Source organism: Paenibacillus sp. FSL R5-0701 (assembly GCF_037973995.1).
GTDB lineage: Bacteria > Bacillota > Bacilli > Paenibacillales > Paenibacillaceae > Paenibacillus.
Window position 1 is genome coordinate 1,775,927 of the sequence record NZ_CP150230.1, and the last position, 16,771, is coordinate 1,792,697.

At 44.4% G+C, this 16,771-nt stretch carries 25 protein-coding genes; 21 read left to right on the forward strand and 4 right to left on the reverse strand.

Annotation, left to right across the window (positions count from 1 at the left end; genetic code table 11):
- Positions 1–235: 235 nt before the first annotated feature.
- The 5 genes from MKZ13_RS08260 to MKZ13_RS08280 all read left to right on the forward strand — a co-directional run bounded on the left by MKZ13_RS08260 (position 236) and on the right by MKZ13_RS08280 (position 4,735).
- Positions 236–331: a pyridoxine 5'-phosphate oxidase C-terminal domain-containing protein gene (locus tag MKZ13_RS08260; RefSeq protein WP_339185369.1), complete on the forward strand. Its 96-nt coding sequence runs from the start codon at positions 236–238 to the stop codon at positions 329–331.
- Positions 332–412: 81 nt separating this feature from the next.
- Positions 413–988, forward strand: a complete 576-nt coding sequence (locus tag MKZ13_RS08265; protein WP_339183226.1) for a GNAT family protein — start codon at positions 413–415, stop codon at positions 986–988.
- Positions 989–1,330: 342 nt separating this feature from the next.
- Positions 1,331–2,287: a radical SAM protein gene (locus MKZ13_RS08270; protein ID WP_339183228.1), complete on the forward strand. Its 957-nt coding sequence runs from the start codon at positions 1,331–1,333 to the stop codon at positions 2,285–2,287.
- 418 nt (positions 2,288–2,705) lie between these two features.
- The gene (locus MKZ13_RS08275) at positions 2,706–3,725 is read left to right on the forward strand and encodes a phosphodiester glycosidase family protein (RefSeq protein WP_339183230.1); all 1,020 of its coding nucleotides are present in this window, start codon (positions 2,706–2,708) and stop codon (positions 3,723–3,725) included.
- Positions 3,722–4,735 carry a bifunctional glycosyltransferase family 2/GtrA family protein gene (locus MKZ13_RS08280; RefSeq protein ID WP_339183232.1) on the forward strand — a complete coding sequence of 338 codons (1,014 nt, stop codon included), beginning with the start codon at positions 3,722–3,724 and terminating at the stop codon, positions 4,733–4,735. Before MKZ13_RS08275 ends, MKZ13_RS08280 begins: the two co-directional genes overlap by 4 nt.
- A gap of 155 nt (positions 4,736–4,890) precedes the next feature.
- Here MKZ13_RS08280 and MKZ13_RS08285 read toward each other — a convergent pair whose 3' ends face one another.
- From MKZ13_RS08285 to MKZ13_RS08300, 4 genes are all read right to left on the reverse strand, one after another.
- Positions 4,891–6,345, reverse strand: a complete 1,455-nt coding sequence (locus tag MKZ13_RS08285; protein WP_339183234.1) for a PTS transporter subunit EIIC — start codon at positions 6,343–6,345, stop codon at positions 4,891–4,893.
- Between the two features lie 30 nt (positions 6,346–6,375).
- Positions 6,376–6,882, reverse strand: a complete 507-nt coding sequence (locus MKZ13_RS08290; protein WP_221822677.1) for a PTS glucose transporter subunit IIA — start codon at positions 6,880–6,882, stop codon at positions 6,376–6,378.
- The gene (locus tag MKZ13_RS08295; protein WP_339183236.1) at positions 6,879–7,550 is read right to left on the reverse strand and encodes a PRD domain-containing protein; all 672 of its coding nucleotides are present in this window, start codon (positions 7,548–7,550) and stop codon (positions 6,879–6,881) included. The genes MKZ13_RS08290 and MKZ13_RS08295 overlap by 4 nt, the downstream gene beginning before the upstream one ends.
- A gap of 84 nt (positions 7,551–7,634) precedes the next feature.
- Positions 7,635–7,763, reverse strand: a complete 129-nt coding sequence (locus MKZ13_RS08300; RefSeq protein ID WP_339183239.1) for a CAT RNA binding domain-containing protein — start codon at positions 7,761–7,763, stop codon at positions 7,635–7,637.
- Between the two features lie 285 nt (positions 7,764–8,048).
- Here MKZ13_RS08300 and MKZ13_RS08305 point away from each other — a divergent pair, with 285 nt between their 5' ends.
- The 16 genes from MKZ13_RS08305 to MKZ13_RS08380 all read left to right on the forward strand — a co-directional run bounded on the left by MKZ13_RS08305 (position 8,049) and on the right by MKZ13_RS08380 (position 16,709).
- Positions 8,049–8,759: an AAA family ATPase gene (locus MKZ13_RS08305; RefSeq protein WP_339183241.1), complete on the forward strand. Its 711-nt coding sequence runs from the start codon at positions 8,049–8,051 to the stop codon at positions 8,757–8,759.
- A gap of 52 nt (positions 8,760–8,811) precedes the next feature.
- Positions 8,812–9,306 (forward strand): isochorismatase family protein, encoded by a 495-nt coding sequence (locus MKZ13_RS08310; protein WP_339183243.1) that lies wholly within the window; start codon positions 8,812–8,814, stop codon positions 9,304–9,306.
- A 480-nt stretch (positions 9,307–9,786) separates the two neighbouring features.
- A complete protein-coding gene (locus tag MKZ13_RS08315; protein ID WP_339183245.1) occupies positions 9,787–10,314 on the forward strand; it encodes a GNAT family N-acetyltransferase in 528 nt (175 codons plus the stop codon).
- A 17-nt stretch (positions 10,315–10,331) separates the two neighbouring features.
- A complete protein-coding gene (locus tag MKZ13_RS08320; protein WP_339183247.1) occupies positions 10,332–10,748 on the forward strand; it encodes a hypothetical protein in 417 nt (138 codons plus the stop codon).
- 151 nt (positions 10,749–10,899) lie between these two features.
- Entirely contained in the window at positions 10,900–11,382 is a 483-nt protein-coding gene (locus tag MKZ13_RS08325; protein ID WP_339183249.1) for a hypothetical protein, read from the forward strand.
- Positions 11,383–11,453: 71 nt separating this feature from the next.
- A complete protein-coding gene (locus MKZ13_RS08330) occupies positions 11,454–11,918 on the forward strand; it encodes an NUDIX domain-containing protein (protein ID WP_339183250.1) in 465 nt (154 codons plus the stop codon).
- A 40-nt stretch (positions 11,919–11,958) separates the two neighbouring features.
- The gene (locus tag MKZ13_RS08335) at positions 11,959–12,339 is read left to right on the forward strand and encodes a hypothetical protein (RefSeq protein WP_339183252.1); all 381 of its coding nucleotides are present in this window, start codon (positions 11,959–11,961) and stop codon (positions 12,337–12,339) included.
- A 63-nt stretch (positions 12,340–12,402) separates the two neighbouring features.
- Entirely contained in the window at positions 12,403–13,026 is a 624-nt protein-coding gene (locus tag MKZ13_RS08340) for a hypothetical protein (RefSeq protein ID WP_339183254.1), read from the forward strand.
- A gap of 57 nt (positions 13,027–13,083) precedes the next feature.
- A complete protein-coding gene (locus MKZ13_RS08345; RefSeq protein WP_339183256.1) occupies positions 13,084–13,332 on the forward strand; it encodes a hypothetical protein in 249 nt (82 codons plus the stop codon).
- Positions 13,333–13,490: 158 nt separating this feature from the next.
- Positions 13,491–13,943 carry a hypothetical protein gene (locus MKZ13_RS08350; protein ID WP_336760398.1) on the forward strand — a complete coding sequence of 151 codons (453 nt, stop codon included), beginning with the start codon at positions 13,491–13,493 and terminating at the stop codon, positions 13,941–13,943.
- A gap of 33 nt (positions 13,944–13,976) precedes the next feature.
- Positions 13,977–14,480: a DUF4188 domain-containing protein gene (locus tag MKZ13_RS08355; protein ID WP_076209318.1), complete on the forward strand. Its 504-nt coding sequence runs from the start codon at positions 13,977–13,979 to the stop codon at positions 14,478–14,480.
- A 24-nt stretch (positions 14,481–14,504) separates the two neighbouring features.
- A complete protein-coding gene (locus MKZ13_RS08360; RefSeq protein WP_221822696.1) occupies positions 14,505–15,005 on the forward strand; it encodes a hypothetical protein in 501 nt (166 codons plus the stop codon).
- Positions 15,006–15,211: 206 nt separating this feature from the next.
- Complete coding sequence (locus MKZ13_RS08365) at positions 15,212–15,658, forward strand: LytTR family DNA-binding domain-containing protein (protein ID WP_221822698.1); 447 nt, start codon at positions 15,212–15,214, stop codon at positions 15,656–15,658.
- A complete protein-coding gene (locus MKZ13_RS08370; protein ID WP_221822700.1) occupies positions 15,655–16,065 on the forward strand; it encodes a hypothetical protein in 411 nt (136 codons plus the stop codon). Before MKZ13_RS08365 ends, MKZ13_RS08370 begins: the two co-directional genes overlap by 4 nt.
- 85 nt (positions 16,066–16,150) lie before the next feature.
- Complete coding sequence (locus MKZ13_RS08375) at positions 16,151–16,558, forward strand: hypothetical protein (RefSeq protein ID WP_221822702.1); 408 nt, start codon at positions 16,151–16,153, stop codon at positions 16,556–16,558.
- Positions 16,551–16,709: a hypothetical protein gene (locus MKZ13_RS08380; RefSeq protein ID WP_339183261.1), complete on the forward strand. Its 159-nt coding sequence runs from the start codon at positions 16,551–16,553 to the stop codon at positions 16,707–16,709. The genes MKZ13_RS08375 and MKZ13_RS08380 overlap by 8 nt, the downstream gene beginning before the upstream one ends.
- Positions 16,710–16,771: the final 62 nt, after the last annotated feature.

Below are 16,771 nucleotides of genomic sequence, written 5' to 3' on the forward strand. Positions count from 1 at the left end.
AGACAGATTCGGATAAGGGGAATTGCCGAGGATCGGGGAGATGAAGCGGGCGCTGATGATTTCCGCAAACGTTCAGCTGGAGCGCGAGCAGTTGCCATGACAGGACATCAGAGTGAGGTTTTGGATAGCGAGGAATTACTGAATAGTTCCATTGAAGCTCAGAAGGAAAAGATAAGACGTGACCCTAGTGTTAATTACACCTCATTGGCGTTTATATGCCGTGAATTCACAAGAGGTGGAGTTTTGGCAGGGAGATTCGGAGCGCAAGCATGTACGAGTCCAATATGTAAAGCAAGATGGGCAGTGGAAAACACGCAGATTGTGGCCTTAATTTTAGAACAGATGAGTTAGGCAACATGCACCGAACGGCTGTGTGTTTCATTTTCCTAACAATCTGAGGGAGGATAAATCTATGAAAACGATTGAAAGTTTCTTCGAACCATTTCCCATGTTGGAAACCGAACGGACGTTACTCCGACCTCTTACCTATGATGATCTGGAGGATATGTACAGTTACTGCGTTGTACCCGCTGTATCGGAGTTCACCACTTGGGATGCGCATCAGAGCAAAGAAGACACAAAAGCTTTTTTACATTTTGTTATGAGTCGTTATGAGACGGATTTAATTGGCCCATGGGGGATTGAAGATAGACAAACCAAGAGGCTGATTGGTAGTTGTAACTATCTAGGGTGTGACAGCGATAACAGAAGAGTTGAACTGGGATATGTGTTATCTGATCAATTTTGGAATCAGGGCTACATGACCGAGGTAGTGAAACGAATCATCCAATTTGGATTTGACGAAATGGGGCTCGAGCGAATCCAGGCCAGATGTTTAGTGGAAAACACAGGTTCTGCCAAGGTCATGGAGAAGGCAGGCATGCAATTCGAAGGTGTGCTGAGGAAATACATGAAGGTGAAAAACGAGCTTCAAGATCTGAAGATGTATGCTATCGTAAAAGAAGACTTCTATACTCGTGTTAAATAAAGAACGTGTTATTGAAAAGTCGTGTGTCATTTATCATGCTGGCGAGCCATGGATTTTCCTATAATCCTGAATTTATCAGTGATACACAATAAAAGCAGAAGTAAGAAAGAGCTTGAATTGTTGCATCAAAAGGTCAAGGTGTCGTATTTTATATTGTCTAATTCATAATTCAATAATTATATGCAAAGCTTTGGCCCATTCCTGATCGTTGAGGAAATGGGTTTTATTTTTGTTTTTAACAACCAACGTACATAATGTCATATCGTCAACCTGGTGCCATCCGCTATAATCTTCAAGTTATCCAAATGTGGATTGAATGAAGGAACCAGGAGGTACAACGAATTGATAGCCAGAAACAAATATAAATCACTCGAACTGGAGACCCCCGGCGTATATGAGCTGGAAGGGCTTGAGGTGGGAGTGACATCGAACTGCAATTATAAATGCGACTATTGCTGCGCCTACAATCGGGATGATGGAGCGTGCATCAATAGTCAGGAAGTCATCCGTATTATTCGTGAGCTTCCTCGTCTCAAGCGAGTGCGATTGTCCGGGGGTGAAGTCACTCTGAAATTCCAGGATTGCCTGGAGATTGTGACGTATTGTGCAGCACAGGGCATTGATACACAATTGAACAGTAATGCCAGTCTGCTGACAGAAGAACGGATTCTCGCGTTGCGTGACGCAGGCTTGTCCAACATTCATATTTCGTTCAATTATACGGATGCGGAGTCGTATGCTGCGTACTACCGTGTGCATCCTCGCATGTATGAGAGACTGGAGCAGAATATCCGTTTGTGTACAGAAGTCGGTCTGGAGACAGTATTGGAAACGTTACTATTTGAAGGTAATCAAGCGAACATGCAGGCCATTAGCGATAAGGTGTATGATCTGGGTGTGCGCATCCATGAGATCCAGAACAGCATTAAGATGCCACATACGGATTGGAGTCAGATTGTATCCAGAGAGTCGCTTATTCGATCTGTAACGGAGCTGATTGAACATAAAAAGCCGGATACAACGCTCTATTTTACCTGTATGGATCGGTTTGCTGAACAGTTGAATTTGCGCTCTCAACCTGGGGTGTATTTCTCTAATTGTGTGGATGGGACGAAACAGCTGCACTTGCACGGCAACGGGGATATTCTTATCTGTGAGTTATGCCACCCTGTTGTGATAGGTAACATCTATAATGGAACGTCGTTGAAGGATATCTACGCTCAGCAGCCACCGGCGTTAACAGAATTCCTGGAAAAGCGGCCTTGTCCCGCGTACGATGCTCTTTTTGTAGACGCATAACAGGAAGACCTGTTGAAGATATGTGATATGTATGTTGAACGAAATATGTACACGGTAATAGTGACCTTTAAGGTTGTATAGATTGAAATCAAGGTGATCTGATTTCCTCAATGGGAAAACGGATGGCCTTTTTTGCATTTACACAATAACGGAGAGGACAGAAAAAACCTGAAAAAGCGAAGCGTTCGCCTGAAAGCTTTCTGAGAGAAAGCTGCATCGGAAGCATACGCTATCCCCGGATTTTCCCCTCTAGAAAAGGGAATCAAAAAAATCTGGGGGTAACAGCGATTGGAAGGTTGTTCTGTCATCGGAGTGGCTAGTGTAAATAATCTTTAGTCCAATTGATATGGTTTCAGATTCATTTAAGCTACTCAGCCTAATATGGCCTTAAGAACTTAGATGAAGAGGTGAGCTTCACATGATGAAGATCTATGAGAAACCAACCCGGAAAGAACCACATAAACGACCGATCTCTCCAAGAAAGCGCAGATGGCTCATCATCACACTTGTCATCGTGCTTGCGGTAGGTGGAATTCTGTACAGCCTGGCGGACCGTTACCTGATCCGGCATGTACAAGTGGTTGTAGCAGATGAGAACACGGCAACGGCAGCAGCGGGCAATGCCAATGCCAATGGTTTCAGCAGTACTTCGACCACTACAACTGAAGTGAATGCAACGTCAGATGATTGGAATTATTCCAGTGATGATATGAAAGTCAATATTGAAAAGGTACAGACGGGTTCTGACTCGGATCAGATTACGTATTATGTCGCCGATGTTCAGCTAACGGATGCAAGCAGCCTGCGAACTGCGCTGGCGGACAACAGCTTTGGAACAAACATTACCGAGAATACGTCAGAGATTGCCTCAGCCAACAATGCGATCTTTGCCATTAATGGTGACTACTACGGATTCCGTGATGATGGTGTCATTATCCGAAATGGAACGTTGTACCGGGACAGCCCAACGCGGGATGCACTTGCCCTGTTCAACGACGGTACGATGAAGACATATAACGAAAATGAGATTTTTTCCTCGGAACTTCTGGCTGAAGGTGCAACCAATACGTTATCCTTTGGGCCCATTCTGATTCAGGATGGCGAGATCGTCAGTGATTTTAGCAGTGTGAAAATCGATAACAACTTCGGTAACCGCTCCATCCAGGATACTAATCCAAGAACAGCGATCGGCATGATTGCTCCGAATCATTACGTCTTCGTGGTGGTGGACGGACGGCAGGATGACAGCCGTGGCATGACCTTGGCAGAACTGGCTGATGTCATGAAAGGCCTTGGAGCAACCGAAGCCTACAATCTGGACGGCGGCGGTTCATCCACGATGTATTTTATGGGCAGAGTTGTCAATAATCCGCTGGGGCGTAATCAGGAACGTGGCGTAAGTGACATTTTATATCTGACGGAGGGACAAGGATCATGACGATATTAATTCCATCATATGAACCCGATGTACGTTTACTGAATCTCGTTCTGCAACTGCAAACATTTAAACTTGGTCCCATTGTGATTGTGGATGATGGCAGTGGCCCAGGGTACCGTGGTTTTTTTGAAACGGCAGAAGCCTACGGCTGTACAGTCCTGACACATCCCGTCAATTTGGGCAAGGGATGGGCCTTGAAGACTGGCTTTCAGTATATTAAGGAGTATGGACCTCAGGGTGGTGTGGTGTGCGCAGACAGTGACGGACAGCATCTGCCACATGATATTAAGCGTATCTTTGAAGTATTGCTCGCACAAACGACACCAGGAATTGTACTCGGTAGCCGTCGCTTCAGCGGGAAAATCCCAGCACGTAGCCGTTTTGGCAACACAGTCACCCGGGCAGTTTTTTCGCTCACGACAGGTACCAAAGTATATGACACGCAGACGGGTCTACGAGGTTTTCCTTACTCCATGCTAGGCTGGCTGAACCAGATTCCGGGGGATCGGTTTGAATACGAGATGAACATGCTGTTAACGGCGCACAAGGAAGGGTATGAGATTACGGAGGAGTTTATTGATACGGTGTATCTGGATCACAATGAGTCTTCTCATTTTCGCCCGCTGGTGGATTCATTCCGGATCTATATGCCAATCCTGATGTTCAGCACATCTTCGGTGCTGTCCGCTCTGATTGATTTTGGATTACTGTTCATCATCCAGTATTTTACGCATAATCTGTTTTTGTCGGTTGTCGCAGCAAGACTATGCAGCTCCATCTTCAATTATACGATTAATCGGAAGTACGTATTCTCTGCTGGACAGGCCTCGAAGGTTCGGCAGTCTTTGCCCAAATACTTCTCACTTGTTCTACTGGTGCTGTTATTAAACTACGGTTTATTGTATTTTTATAATGAAAAACTGATTATTCCGCTGCTCGCGGCCAAGCTGTTGACCGAGGTATCCATCTTCCTGTTCAGCTATTGGGCGCAGCGCAGATTTGTCTATTAACCCTGAAGAGAGAGTAAGCCTATGGCTTGCTCTCTTACTTTCAATACAAACCGTTTCAAACGAATATCCTGCGCTTCTTGGTTAACAAAAAAGGTCGAGAACAGGGGTAAGCATACCCTTGCTCTCGGCCTTTTAAACTCACAGGAGAACGAGCGTTACATCAGCTTCTTAATCTCATCCTTCAGGATTTCGGACTGGGTGCCGAAGATGACCTGCACAGCTCCACCACCGAGCCTCATGACACCGGAAGCGCCAAGCTGTTTGAGCGCCCGATCGTTGACGGCTTTGTCGTCCCTAACAACTAGCCGGAGGCGAGTGATGCAGGCGTCAATGCTCTCGATATTATCTGTTCCCCCGATCTCGGCGAGCACTTTGCCAGCCTTGGTGTCGGCAGACGCTGCCACTGCGGAAGTATCAGTGGGGGTATCGGCATCATAAGCGTCATCCTCGCGCCCCGGCGTTTTCAGGTTGAACTTGATAATCATGAACCGGAACAGGAAATAATAGACGACCGCAAATGCGAGTCCGACCGGGATCATGAGCAGCGGATTGGTCGACAGCTTCATGTTCACGAGGTAATCGATCAGACCTGCAGAGAAGGCGAAGCCCAGCTTAACATTCAGCAGGTACATGATCAGGGCCGCTGCACCGGTAAGAATAGCGTGCACCACATACAGCAGAGGCGCCGCGAACATGAAGGAGAATTCGAGCGGCTCGGTAATACCCGTTAAGAACGAAGCCACCGCTGCGCCGATAAAGATCGAAGCGACCATTTTACGCTTTTCAGGCCGGGCTGTATGAATCAAGGCTAGCGCCGCCGCCGGAAGAGCGAACATCATAATCGGGAAGAAGCCAGACATGAACATGCCTGCCGTAGGGTCTCCGTTGAAGAAGCGGGTCAGGTCGCCGTGCACGACTTCCCCGGCTGCATTGGTATAATCTCCGATCTGGAACCAGGCGATGGAGTTGAGGACATGATGCAGACCGAGCGGGATGAGCAGGCGGTTGGCGATCATAAACACCATGGAGCCAACGCCTCCAAAACCCACAATCCAGGCGCCGAAAGCGCCGATGGCATCCTGAATCGGGCTCCAGACCATGCCGAACAGGATGGCCAACACCAGCATGGAGCCGGCGGTGACCATCGGCACAAAGCGTTTGCCGGAGAAGAAGCCGAGCCAGTCAGGAAGCTTGATATTATGGTATTTTTTATACATATAGGCTGCAAGCAGTCCGGCAAATATCCCTCCCAATACGCCCATATCCAGCTTGACATCGTCAGGAATGTAGCCGAATACACCTGGAACGGCTCCCAGAATCCGCGTCAGCACCATATAAGCGATCAGGGCGGAAAGCGCGGCGACCGCATCCCCCGCCAGTCCGATTGCCACCCCAATGGCAAAGATGAGCGCAAGGTTGCCGAAGATCGCCCCCGCTCCTTCATTCAGGAATGGAACTACATACTGATTAAGGAATCCCCCGATCACGGGACCGAGCGGAATGTCCTTTTCATAATTTAGAAGGCCGAGGCCTTGAAGAATACCTGCCGCAGGCAGGGTTGCTACAGGAAGCATCAGGGATTTTCCCAGCTTTTGCAGTGATTTCAGCATATTGTTCTTCCTTTCTTTTTTTGATTTAGGTTATTTGGACAAGCTGACTTTCATGATAGTTCCCATGCCTGCTTCTACGCTGCCATACTCTGGGTGCGACTCCCACGGTTGTTCAGCCGCATTTGCAACGATGACAGGGGTGATGACCGGATAACCGGCCGAAGCGATCGCATTCAGGTCAAATTCAATTAGAGTCTGACCGATAGTGACCTGATCCCCGGTCTGCACTTGGGGGGTGAAGCCCTGTCCTTTCAGGCTGACAGTATTCATACCGATATGCAGCAGCAGCTGCAGCCCGGAAGCATGTTCAATCATTACGGCATGGTGCGATTTGATCAGGTGTACCACAGTGCCGTCGATAGGGGCGACCAGCCTGCCTTCCTGGGGAATCATTGCGACGCCCGGTCCCATAAGTCCTTGCGCGAACGCTTCGTCAGGCACTTCTTCCAAACTGACGCAGGTTCCGGTTAATGGGGAGGCGACGGATATTGTTTCAGATGTTTTGGCAGATTTGTTGTTTTTCCATTTCCAGATCATTGTGTGTTGTCCTTTCTGTTGTTGGTTTTGGCATGGGTTTGAAAAAGCCGGTATAAATGCATTGCGAGAAAAGCCGTTTCTTCCTCAGGCACTTCTGTACCCAAATCCTCGGCCATTACAGCGCTCAGTTTTCTAGCTAGCTGGTATTCGGACGTATATTCATTTTTCACATATTGTGCGAAGGTGGGGGCCGTCATCGGCTGCTGATACAGGCGTTCCATGGAGAAGCGCAGGTGTATCATGAGTCTTGCCTGGCTAAGGCTGCCCTGATCAAAGCGAACGCCACCCTCCTCTTCAATAATGGACTGAAGCTTGCTGATCACATTAGATACCTTAACCAACTGTCCGACAGGGACGTGATTTACGGAGGAGTACACATGGTATGTCAGGAATCCCGCCTCATCCTCCGGTATCTCTACGCCAAAAGCCTCTCCGATCATGGCCGCCGCTTCCGAGGCGATTTCGAATTCTTTCGGAAAACTGAGCTTTGTCTCCGTAAGGAAAGGATTCAGAATCTCCATCCCGTTGCGGATACGATATAAGGTGAACTGAATATGACTCGGAAGAGCAAGATAGATCTTGTCATTCAGCTTGCCGGGAAACTGATCAGCGATGAGACGGATAATTCGGTCAGAGATGTCGATGACATTGGGGTCCAAATCCCTCATCAGCTCCTGAGCCTGCCCCCATTCCTCCCGGTCTTCCAGCCGGAACCTTTTCTCAATCCGCGGATCATCGGACTGAATGGTGCTTTACACCTTGAACGCAAATCCCAACCCTTTGCCAATCAGTACGTACTCCTTGGTATTCTGGTGCGACCGGGCCAGAACAATATTGCTGCCGACGACCCGCTCCACCTGCAGAATCATTCCTTTACTCACGGTTCACCGCCTCCTCGTTTCTAAAGTTAACGCTTTCATGCCGCCGGAACGCAAAAAGAGCCAAGAAGCGAGTATAGTCTCATGTTCGCTTCTTGGCTCATGCCCTCTGGGGTATTCATTTTATGTTTTTATCAGAACGTTCTTCCTACATAATATATAAGCTGATCTGTCACCGTCAACCATAATTTTGTCATCCACCTGTTCGTCGTTTAATATAGGGAATGTGTAAACGAAAAGGTACCTGTCATAGATGGAGCCAAATCTAACATGAATAGGAGTATGCCTATGTATCTTCGAAGTGTGGAACTCTTGTCGTCTAAGATCGAGAATCGGGACCAATATCCTTTTGACATCCCCTCGATCCGGTCCTTGGAACGGTTGGAGCTCACGAATAACGTTACTTTTTTTGTAGGTGAAAATGGTTCAGGGAAATCTACGCTGCTGGAAGGCATCGCTCATCAATGTGGATTCAATACCGCAGGGGGCGGCAGGAATAATACCTATGAGACACATGCTTCGGAATCCTCGCTCGGGAATTATCTCAGGCTGGCCTGGTTGCCCAAAATAACGAATGGTTTCTTCATGCGCTCTGAATCGTTCTATCAATTCGCATCACATGTCGATGAGATGCCGGCGTCGCTTCAATACTATGGCGGGCGTTCATTACATGAACAATCACATGGGGAGTCTTTTCTCAGTCTGTTCGTCAATCGCTTCAGTTCCAAAGGCATCTATCTGCTCGACGAGCCCGAAGCCGCATTGTCCCCAGCAAGGCAGCTCTCTTTATTGCGTATCCTTCATGATCTTTCAGGTACTTCGCAATTCATTATTGCGACGCATTCACCCATTTTGCTGGGATATCCGGGAGCAGAGATTTTAAGTTTTGACGATAACCATATTCAAGAGGTAGTCTATGAGGAGACCGATCACTATCAGATTACCCGCAGCTTTCTGGAGAACCGCGACCGGATGCTGAATGAATTATTTAAAGACTAAATGAGATTGTGATACCAAGATTATAACTACATTTTGTATGAGGAGAGATAGGATGAAAGTAGGTTTGCTGATTGTTGATATGCAGGAGAGTATTGTGCGAAAAAAGATGGACCAGACTTCGATAGACCATGCTTGCGAGTACATTAACCATGTAGCTAACGTGCTGCGCTTGAATGATCATGTGGTCGTTCACGTGCAGGATGTGGAGGGCATGGAGGAGACACCACCGGAAGAATATCGTATTATTTCTGAGGTAGATGTGAATGAGAAGGATATCACAGTTACCAAGGAAGCTTCCAATGCTTTCTGGCAAACTGATCTGGAGCAGGTGTTGAAGAGTCATGGAATTGAATTGGTGATCATTGCCGGGTTTGCCGCAGAGGAATGTGTTCTATTCACCTACAACGGAGCGATGGAGCGAGGTTTCCGCCCGGTGATGTTGCAAAACGGAATTCTTAGCACAAATCCCGAAGCGGTGATTTCAACGTACAGAGATCGCAATGTGATCTCATATCCTGTGGTTGATTATCTATATAAGTTCAACTAAAGAGGTTTACACTGAGCACTCCAATGACAGAACAACCTTCCGATCGCTGTTATCCCCAGATTTTTTTGATTCCTTAAAGGGGAAATCCGGTGATAGCGTATGCTTCCGATGCAGCTTTCTTTCAGAAAGCTTTCAGGCGAACGCTCCGCTTCTTCAGGTTATTTCTGTCCTCTCCGTTTTTGTGTAAAAAGTTTAGTTGAACCTATATAATTCAATAATTATTAGCTAAGTGCTAATGGATATTTGGTGAAAAGTGAAAATAAGACTAATAATCGGACTCTGTATGGAGTCTTTTTTTTTTGCACAAATGTACACTTCCACTACGACAGTTAAGGTTACACCATGGTTTAAATCAAACTTTGCCTATATCTGCTGTGGTTGAAACGATATATTGAGATCAGGTTACAGCAAGTGCGCTATATACATTGGTAAGGTCTTGTATGGATCACTAACTAACTGATTAACTAAGGGAGATGTGCAATGAAGATGAACGTACAAATCACGAGTATTTTGGCAGAACAGAAGGAACTGTTCCTCAACCTGTATAACTTGTATTTATATGACCTGTCCGAATTTTCGAGTGAGGATCTGCTAGAAGCGGGCACATATGATCCAACGAACACCTATCTATATCTGGAACGCGATGAATTACATCCGTTTTTGATTCAGTATGAAGGAAAGGTTATTGGATTCGTACTGGTGTGCTCACCTCCATATGTGCCGGAAGGTGTGGATTATACCGTGCAAGAGCTGTTCCTGGTCAAAAAATATCGCGGACAGGGGCTGGCAGCACAAGCGGTTGACTTGGTTTTTGCTCAATTTGAGGGTATATTCAAAGTGGAACAGCTTGCTAATAATGCGGCAGCAGTTTCATTCTGGAAAAAATATTATGAGCAGCATCAGATTGAATATACTGAGTCTGAATATAACATTGAGATTGACAACATCGCTGGCAGCCACCGAATTTTGTCTCAGACTTTGTGCGTGAAAGAGAGAAATAATATTTAAATTAGAAGGTGATTAGTATGTTCATTATCTTAGTAACCAAGGGGAGTATGAAGTGGGTCTCAGGTGTATTTCAGGCAGAAGAGGTAGCTAGAAAGTATATGGATCTCATACCTGATGAGCTTAAGGTGTACCAGGAATTGATTCAGATCGAGAACATCATCACATATCCTTTTTATATTATAGAGCGTCAGGATTCTCCATTTAGGTTTCTTGGTAAAGATGAAGTGATTTCACTTTTTGATAAAACAGATGTGTCAGAGGATGAAGATGAGGTGCACTTCAATATCTACACGATTGATTCAGATTATAGACCGAAGAAACCAGGTACAGATTATATGGGTATATTGCGGCATGCTCATGTGACCAATGACGTTATAGAGAAGTACCGAGAAGAAGGAACATCATTTCTGAATAACGAAGATTTTTTAATATAACGAATGTATTATCAAGATTTTATTTGCTTCTCCTGAGTTAGGAGGTGGATAGGATCTTTTTCAATTTCCATTTACCAATACATGGGTTATGATGAATTAAGAGGATTGAACAGATATTGAAGCATGGGTAAGTGTAACGGAGGTGCGGGTGTTGCCGAAGCATCATTTTGTTATCGAAAACAAATCGCAAGTAGACGGGAATATTCATACCTCCTACTCATGGGATTCAAAAGGGAGAATACATCGAAGTGGATTAACCACAGAGAATCATGCGACCTTGGAAGACGAATTCATTGCGTACATCTATGATTCCCTTTGCTGGTTGGATACATGGAATCCATCTACCTGTATGAGATGTAGTGGACTGAACAACTATGGAATAACCGTTATTGAAGAGCAGGATGCTTTGTTGAAGTTTCATCAACTGATTCGAGCCTGGATGGATCTATTTAGCCATGCGACGGATCCGATCGTTCTTACAGGGAATTACAGCATTGCTGGAGGCGAACAGAAGGGCTACTACGAGAAACTCGTATACAACAAAGTCGAATTAATCAACGAATTAAACAAGCTTGCGAACATGGCAAAGTACGCTGAGGTAAATGGGAAATGCATTGTGCATTTTGGGATATAAATCAATAGAGAAGTTTCCTGATAAAAATTATGATCTGTTGAGAAGCAACCTAACAGAAAGGAGCAAGAGTAATGACTAGTCGTATTGTAGTTACGGGTGGAGCTATTATTCGAGATCATATGGGGAGGGTTCTGCTGCAAAAGAGATCAGATTATGGAGATTGGGGGTTACCCGGTGGAGGTATGGAGCCAGGTGAACGAATTGAAGAAACCATGATTAGAGAAGTGAAAGAGGAAACAGGGCTTGAGGTGAGTTCTTATGAATTGGCCTCCATATACACGGGCGAGAGGATGCACTATACGTATCCGGATGGAAATGAAGTAGTATTTGTAATGTTTTTATTTGACGTTATTGCGGAGTTGGAAGGAAAACTCTGTGATGATCAGGTAACTCTTTTATTTGAAGATGAACAAAAGGAGTCATTACAGCTTGTTTTTAAAAGTCTGGATGAGATTGATATTTCCACAATTAACAATGTGCAGAAGCCTATATTTGTAGACTTGAAGCAAGGAGAGTCTAAATTACTACGCAAGTGACAGCATTAATAGAATGGCTCAAAATGAATAGAGGTAGATCATGATGAAAAACATGGACTTAATTCAACCTTTTATTCCAGCATTTTCTGTTCAAAATTTGGAGTGGGTTGCTGGGTTGAATCTGTATATAAAACAAGACAAATATTATGAAAATATTTCGATAGCAGATATTACATTTTTAATGAAATTCTCCAATGTTACATATGAATTACTTTTTAGATTCACTAATATTGAAAATTTTCATTATAAGCCTCATGGTGTTTTAGTTAAGATAATTGGGTTTAATATTAAAGATTTAAAAGATCACGGATATCATCCGATGAAATATTTCGTTGAGGACTACGAGGACGGAATATTAGGATTTTATTGTGAGGATATTGAATTGATACATGTACAAGAGAGTGAGCACTTAGCTTTGTAAATCATAGAACATCATAGTTTGAGCCTTTTAATAAAGAAAGGAGTTTTTATATTGCCTTGGCCGATGGTTCATTTTGCAATTGCATCCGAATTGATATCCAAGCCATCCCCTGAGTTGTTACTGGGAAGCCTCGCTCCTGATTCCATTCACGTAAGAACTAATCTTCGTACTGAGAAGGCAAAAACCCACCTCATGCCAGAGGCAGGAAGGTTCGCAACAGACGAAGAACTTAAAGGATTTTTTGAGTCCAACAAGAAGTTAGCTTATAGGGATCCCAAATTCATGCAATATCTGTGCGGATACATCGCCCATATCTATACGGATCGCGTGTGGACTTTCGATATTTATCCTGCATATGAAGTCCACCCCAATGAAAGAAGCGTGTATACACAGGATGTCACGAAGCTGGAGTTTATGATTCTACGGAATTGGAACGAGGCCCATGAATGGTTAAATGAGCTGAACGTGGGAAAAGCATTTGAGATAGGGGGATTGCTGGAATCTGAGGTGTATCAGTATAGGGAAGAGAAGCTTGAGTTTTTAGCTAATCCTGACAACGAAACCTTAGGTGACTTAAATATTTTATCCATGGAAGCTATGGACAAGTTCATACATACAACAGGATTAGCGCTAAAACAATTGTATACAGAATGGAATGTGTATAAAGATTTACGCAGCAGTGTGTAAGTAAGGGAGGGAGGGATTTACCTGAAGGTATACAGGAAAAAAGTCCGCAAAATTGTAGTGAATGATACACTGTTCTTATATGTTGTGGATGAGCAAGCATACGATATTGTTATTCGGATTTATTCCAATACACATAAATCTACATTTATAGAGTTCGATGTTGCTTGGGAAGATACATGGGATATATTTGTCTATGAACCAAAACTGATATCCAACCTTATTCAATATGCTATAAAACAAGAGTGGGACTACCAAGAGAAGAATAACAAAATGAAATTTAACAATGCGACCAGCATTGTATTGTAAGAATTCTAATGGCAGAGAAACAAACACGATCATAAGGAACTTGAACACAAATTGAAAGCAGGTCTACTGCTCTACAACTCAAATTAGAAGATATATGTACTGAAAGGCATAATTTCCAGTTAATCTTACATCATAGAATCACATAAAGGAGGAAGGACATGGACATCGTTATGACGCTTGAACCGCACGGATGGCTGGATATCCTGGTTAAACCTAATCAAGGAGGACAGATAGAGATTCCGGTTTCTTTTTTGTCGGATGCGGTTGAGGAGATAGCACGTCAATTCGTTGCGTTGCACAAGGGAGCCACAGAGGTAACCATGACCATGCAGACCGAACCTGGAGAATATCGTTTCTGGATCAAGAAACGTTCACAGGTAATCGTTCAATTTATGGTGTATGAGATGAGTGATAACTTTAGCACGGAAGCCGTTACAGAGGGCCGTTTACTTATGTCCGAGGAGTTAACCTTGGTCAAGTTGACTAAGCTGTTCTACAGAGAGCTAAGCAAATTGAAGGAAATGGGACTGGAGGAATATCACAAACGGTGGAGTTTTGATTTTCCTCTGGATGCCTATGAGCGGATAGGAAGGGTTGTCCAGATCCGATGAAATCGATTGTTTTTGTCGAGAAGGAGGGGTGATGTGGCAAACATATATAAGGGAAGATATTCAGCTCAAATTGAGGGAGAATTTGTTGTGTTTATCATCGGAATGAGGGTCAATCGTTTGTGGGCTATACACAAATGGCTGCCTGTCTTTAAGTCCATGGGCCCGATGATTAAAGAACTGTATACGAATCCGGAGACCGGATTTCTGAGTACAGAGTATTTTATAAGCTGGCGCGGGGTGACGTTACTACAATACTGGCGCTCTTACGATGAATTGGAGAAATACGCACGAGGTGGACTGCACTTGGAAGCTTGGAAAAGATTCAACCGCTCCATTGGTTCCGATGGAACTGTGGGGATCTACCATGAGACATACAAAGCTCAGTCAGGTTCCTTCGAGACCATATATGCCAACATGCCAAAGTTCGGATTAGCTAAAGCGTCTGAACATGTGCCAGCGACAGGCAGGATGGAAACATCCAGACGCAGAATGGGCGGAGAGAATGACCCGGCAGTGGAAGCACCAGAGAATCCTTAAACGTTGAACAGAGAGGAGAATGTTATGAAGGCTAGAGTGCAAGCAGAAGATGTACATTCAAAGCAACTTAGCTGGTTGTGTATTAAACCGATGCTTGTTTCTGTACGGGGCAGAGATATGGCCGCCAAAACAGAGATATACCGACAGTTACACGAAGGGCAACAAGCCTTATTTCTGTTCTATTCCTATCACAATCACACGAAAAGTCTGGCAGAATTTTATTGGTTTTCGGCGTATAACATCATCGAGATCAAGAGTTGGAATGGGATCAAAAAAGGGATGCACTTTTTTCATTTAGCTGAGATGGCGACCGTATTGGACCAGATTGAAAGTCTCATTACGGACAAAAATAGAGTGGGTGAAGAGTGGCGTGAGGTGTTAGCAACGGATCTGGATAAGGACCCGATTTTGCTTCAGAGAACAGAGGTGTTATATGCGACCTATCAGACCGTGGCGCAAGCAACAATTGCACATATGAATGAGATGATCCTGCAAAATCAGGAGATGTATCTGGAGATCGTATAAGGATAACGTAGCACCTCGAAATAATAGAATAGCTCATGCCTTGAATGCTCTGGATGAGTACATGGAAGAACTGCTCCTATGGAGTGGTTTTTTTATTGTCTACGTAGTGCCGATGCAACAAACCTGCAAAATCATGCAACAAAACGCAATACAGTGGGATAGTCATAACTATGCTTGTAATATGAGTTGTGAGAGGAGGGCAACACGTGAAAGTCATTTTTGAAGAGAACACAGCAATTGAAAAAAGGGTGGTCAAAGTCATAACTCATCCTGAAGAGAGGTCGAAGTGGGATCGTATTGAAAAAGCGATCGGCCAATCGGAAACTCAACTAACGGTCATCCATGCCAAGAACAATCGCAACGTACAGATTCAACTGAGCTCGGTGGTCGCCATTGAGTCAGAGGATCGGATGTGTTGTGTACGTGTGATTACAGGCGAGAGATACCTGCTTAACAAACGTTTGAAATTTGTGGAAGAAGACCTGGATGACGTTCATTTTGTGAAAATTAATAATCAAACGATCATCAACACACGGTATATCACCGCATTCTCTGCAACAGATCATGCTCGGATTAAGGTAGATCTGAGCGATAGCTCCAGTTACTTTGTCAGTCGATTTTATATTAAAAACTTTAGGGGGAAATTATCATGATGATGCAGCTTAGGCTTTCCTTTTTTCAAGTATTCACCGTTACTTCACTCTGGGTGACCTTGCTATTGACCCTATTCTATAATGATCAACCTATCGAAATGGGCTATCTGTGGAATATTGCCGGCATTTCAGCTATTGCCGCTGTGTTGTTTGGCGTGATGTACAATGCGCTCTGGAACCATTTTACGTTAAAACCGGTATGGAATATCGCCATTTCTTCCACATTCAATATTGCAGGAGGCATGGGGATCGTATGGTTATTCTCCACGGAAATGTTCCATTTGATTGCTCCCTGGTTCCCCGGCATGTGGTTGTTATCCATTGTGCTGCACATCATCGCTTTCTATTTTTATGCTAGAATGGATAGCAGGAAAAAAGCGGAAGAGTTAAATAACATTCTAAAGTAGCTAAGGGGAACAAATATGAACGAGGAAGAAATGTTGCAGTTGTACGGGGTGGAACCTGATGAGGTACACCGGAAGGAGGGGGACTATGCCAAGTTTGCATGACAACATCATCTTAAGTTACGAAGTTGATTTAGAGAACAATAGAATCAGGATGCGCACTCGTTCAAGTCATGCTGTACCGAAAAATATGGATGTCTTATTCTCTGGTGTAATGGCTCATGCGTTTGATATATCGCTCCATGGCAGCATTATTTTGGATCTGGATGAGTGGGATATAGAGCATTTTATTCCTTATAATCGAGAGTTGTTAGAATCGGGAAAGGGTAGTGGTTGGCCTGTCAATTATGATTCCTATGACGAATTGCAAATCCGGCTGATAGAGGAGAAATACAAGTATATGGTGATCTCATCCTCGTATGGATTGAATGGGTGGGTTTTGGCGAAGGGGATAGATATTTCTGTTCAAGAATCGGGTGAACGGGTTGATGGGTGAGTACACCCAGCATGGTAGCAAGAGGGGCGCAGGACTAAAAACGTACATTGTTGTGTTTGCTGTCCTGCTCCTTATTCTAGTCATGACCCATCCAAACGAAGAAGATTTTGTTGCATGGCTTGCAACTGAACATTATCCATTCTTCGTATAATGTGAATGAAGGCAGGACGTTTGTGCAGAAAATCGATGGTGAGGAAAAGACGCTTCATTATA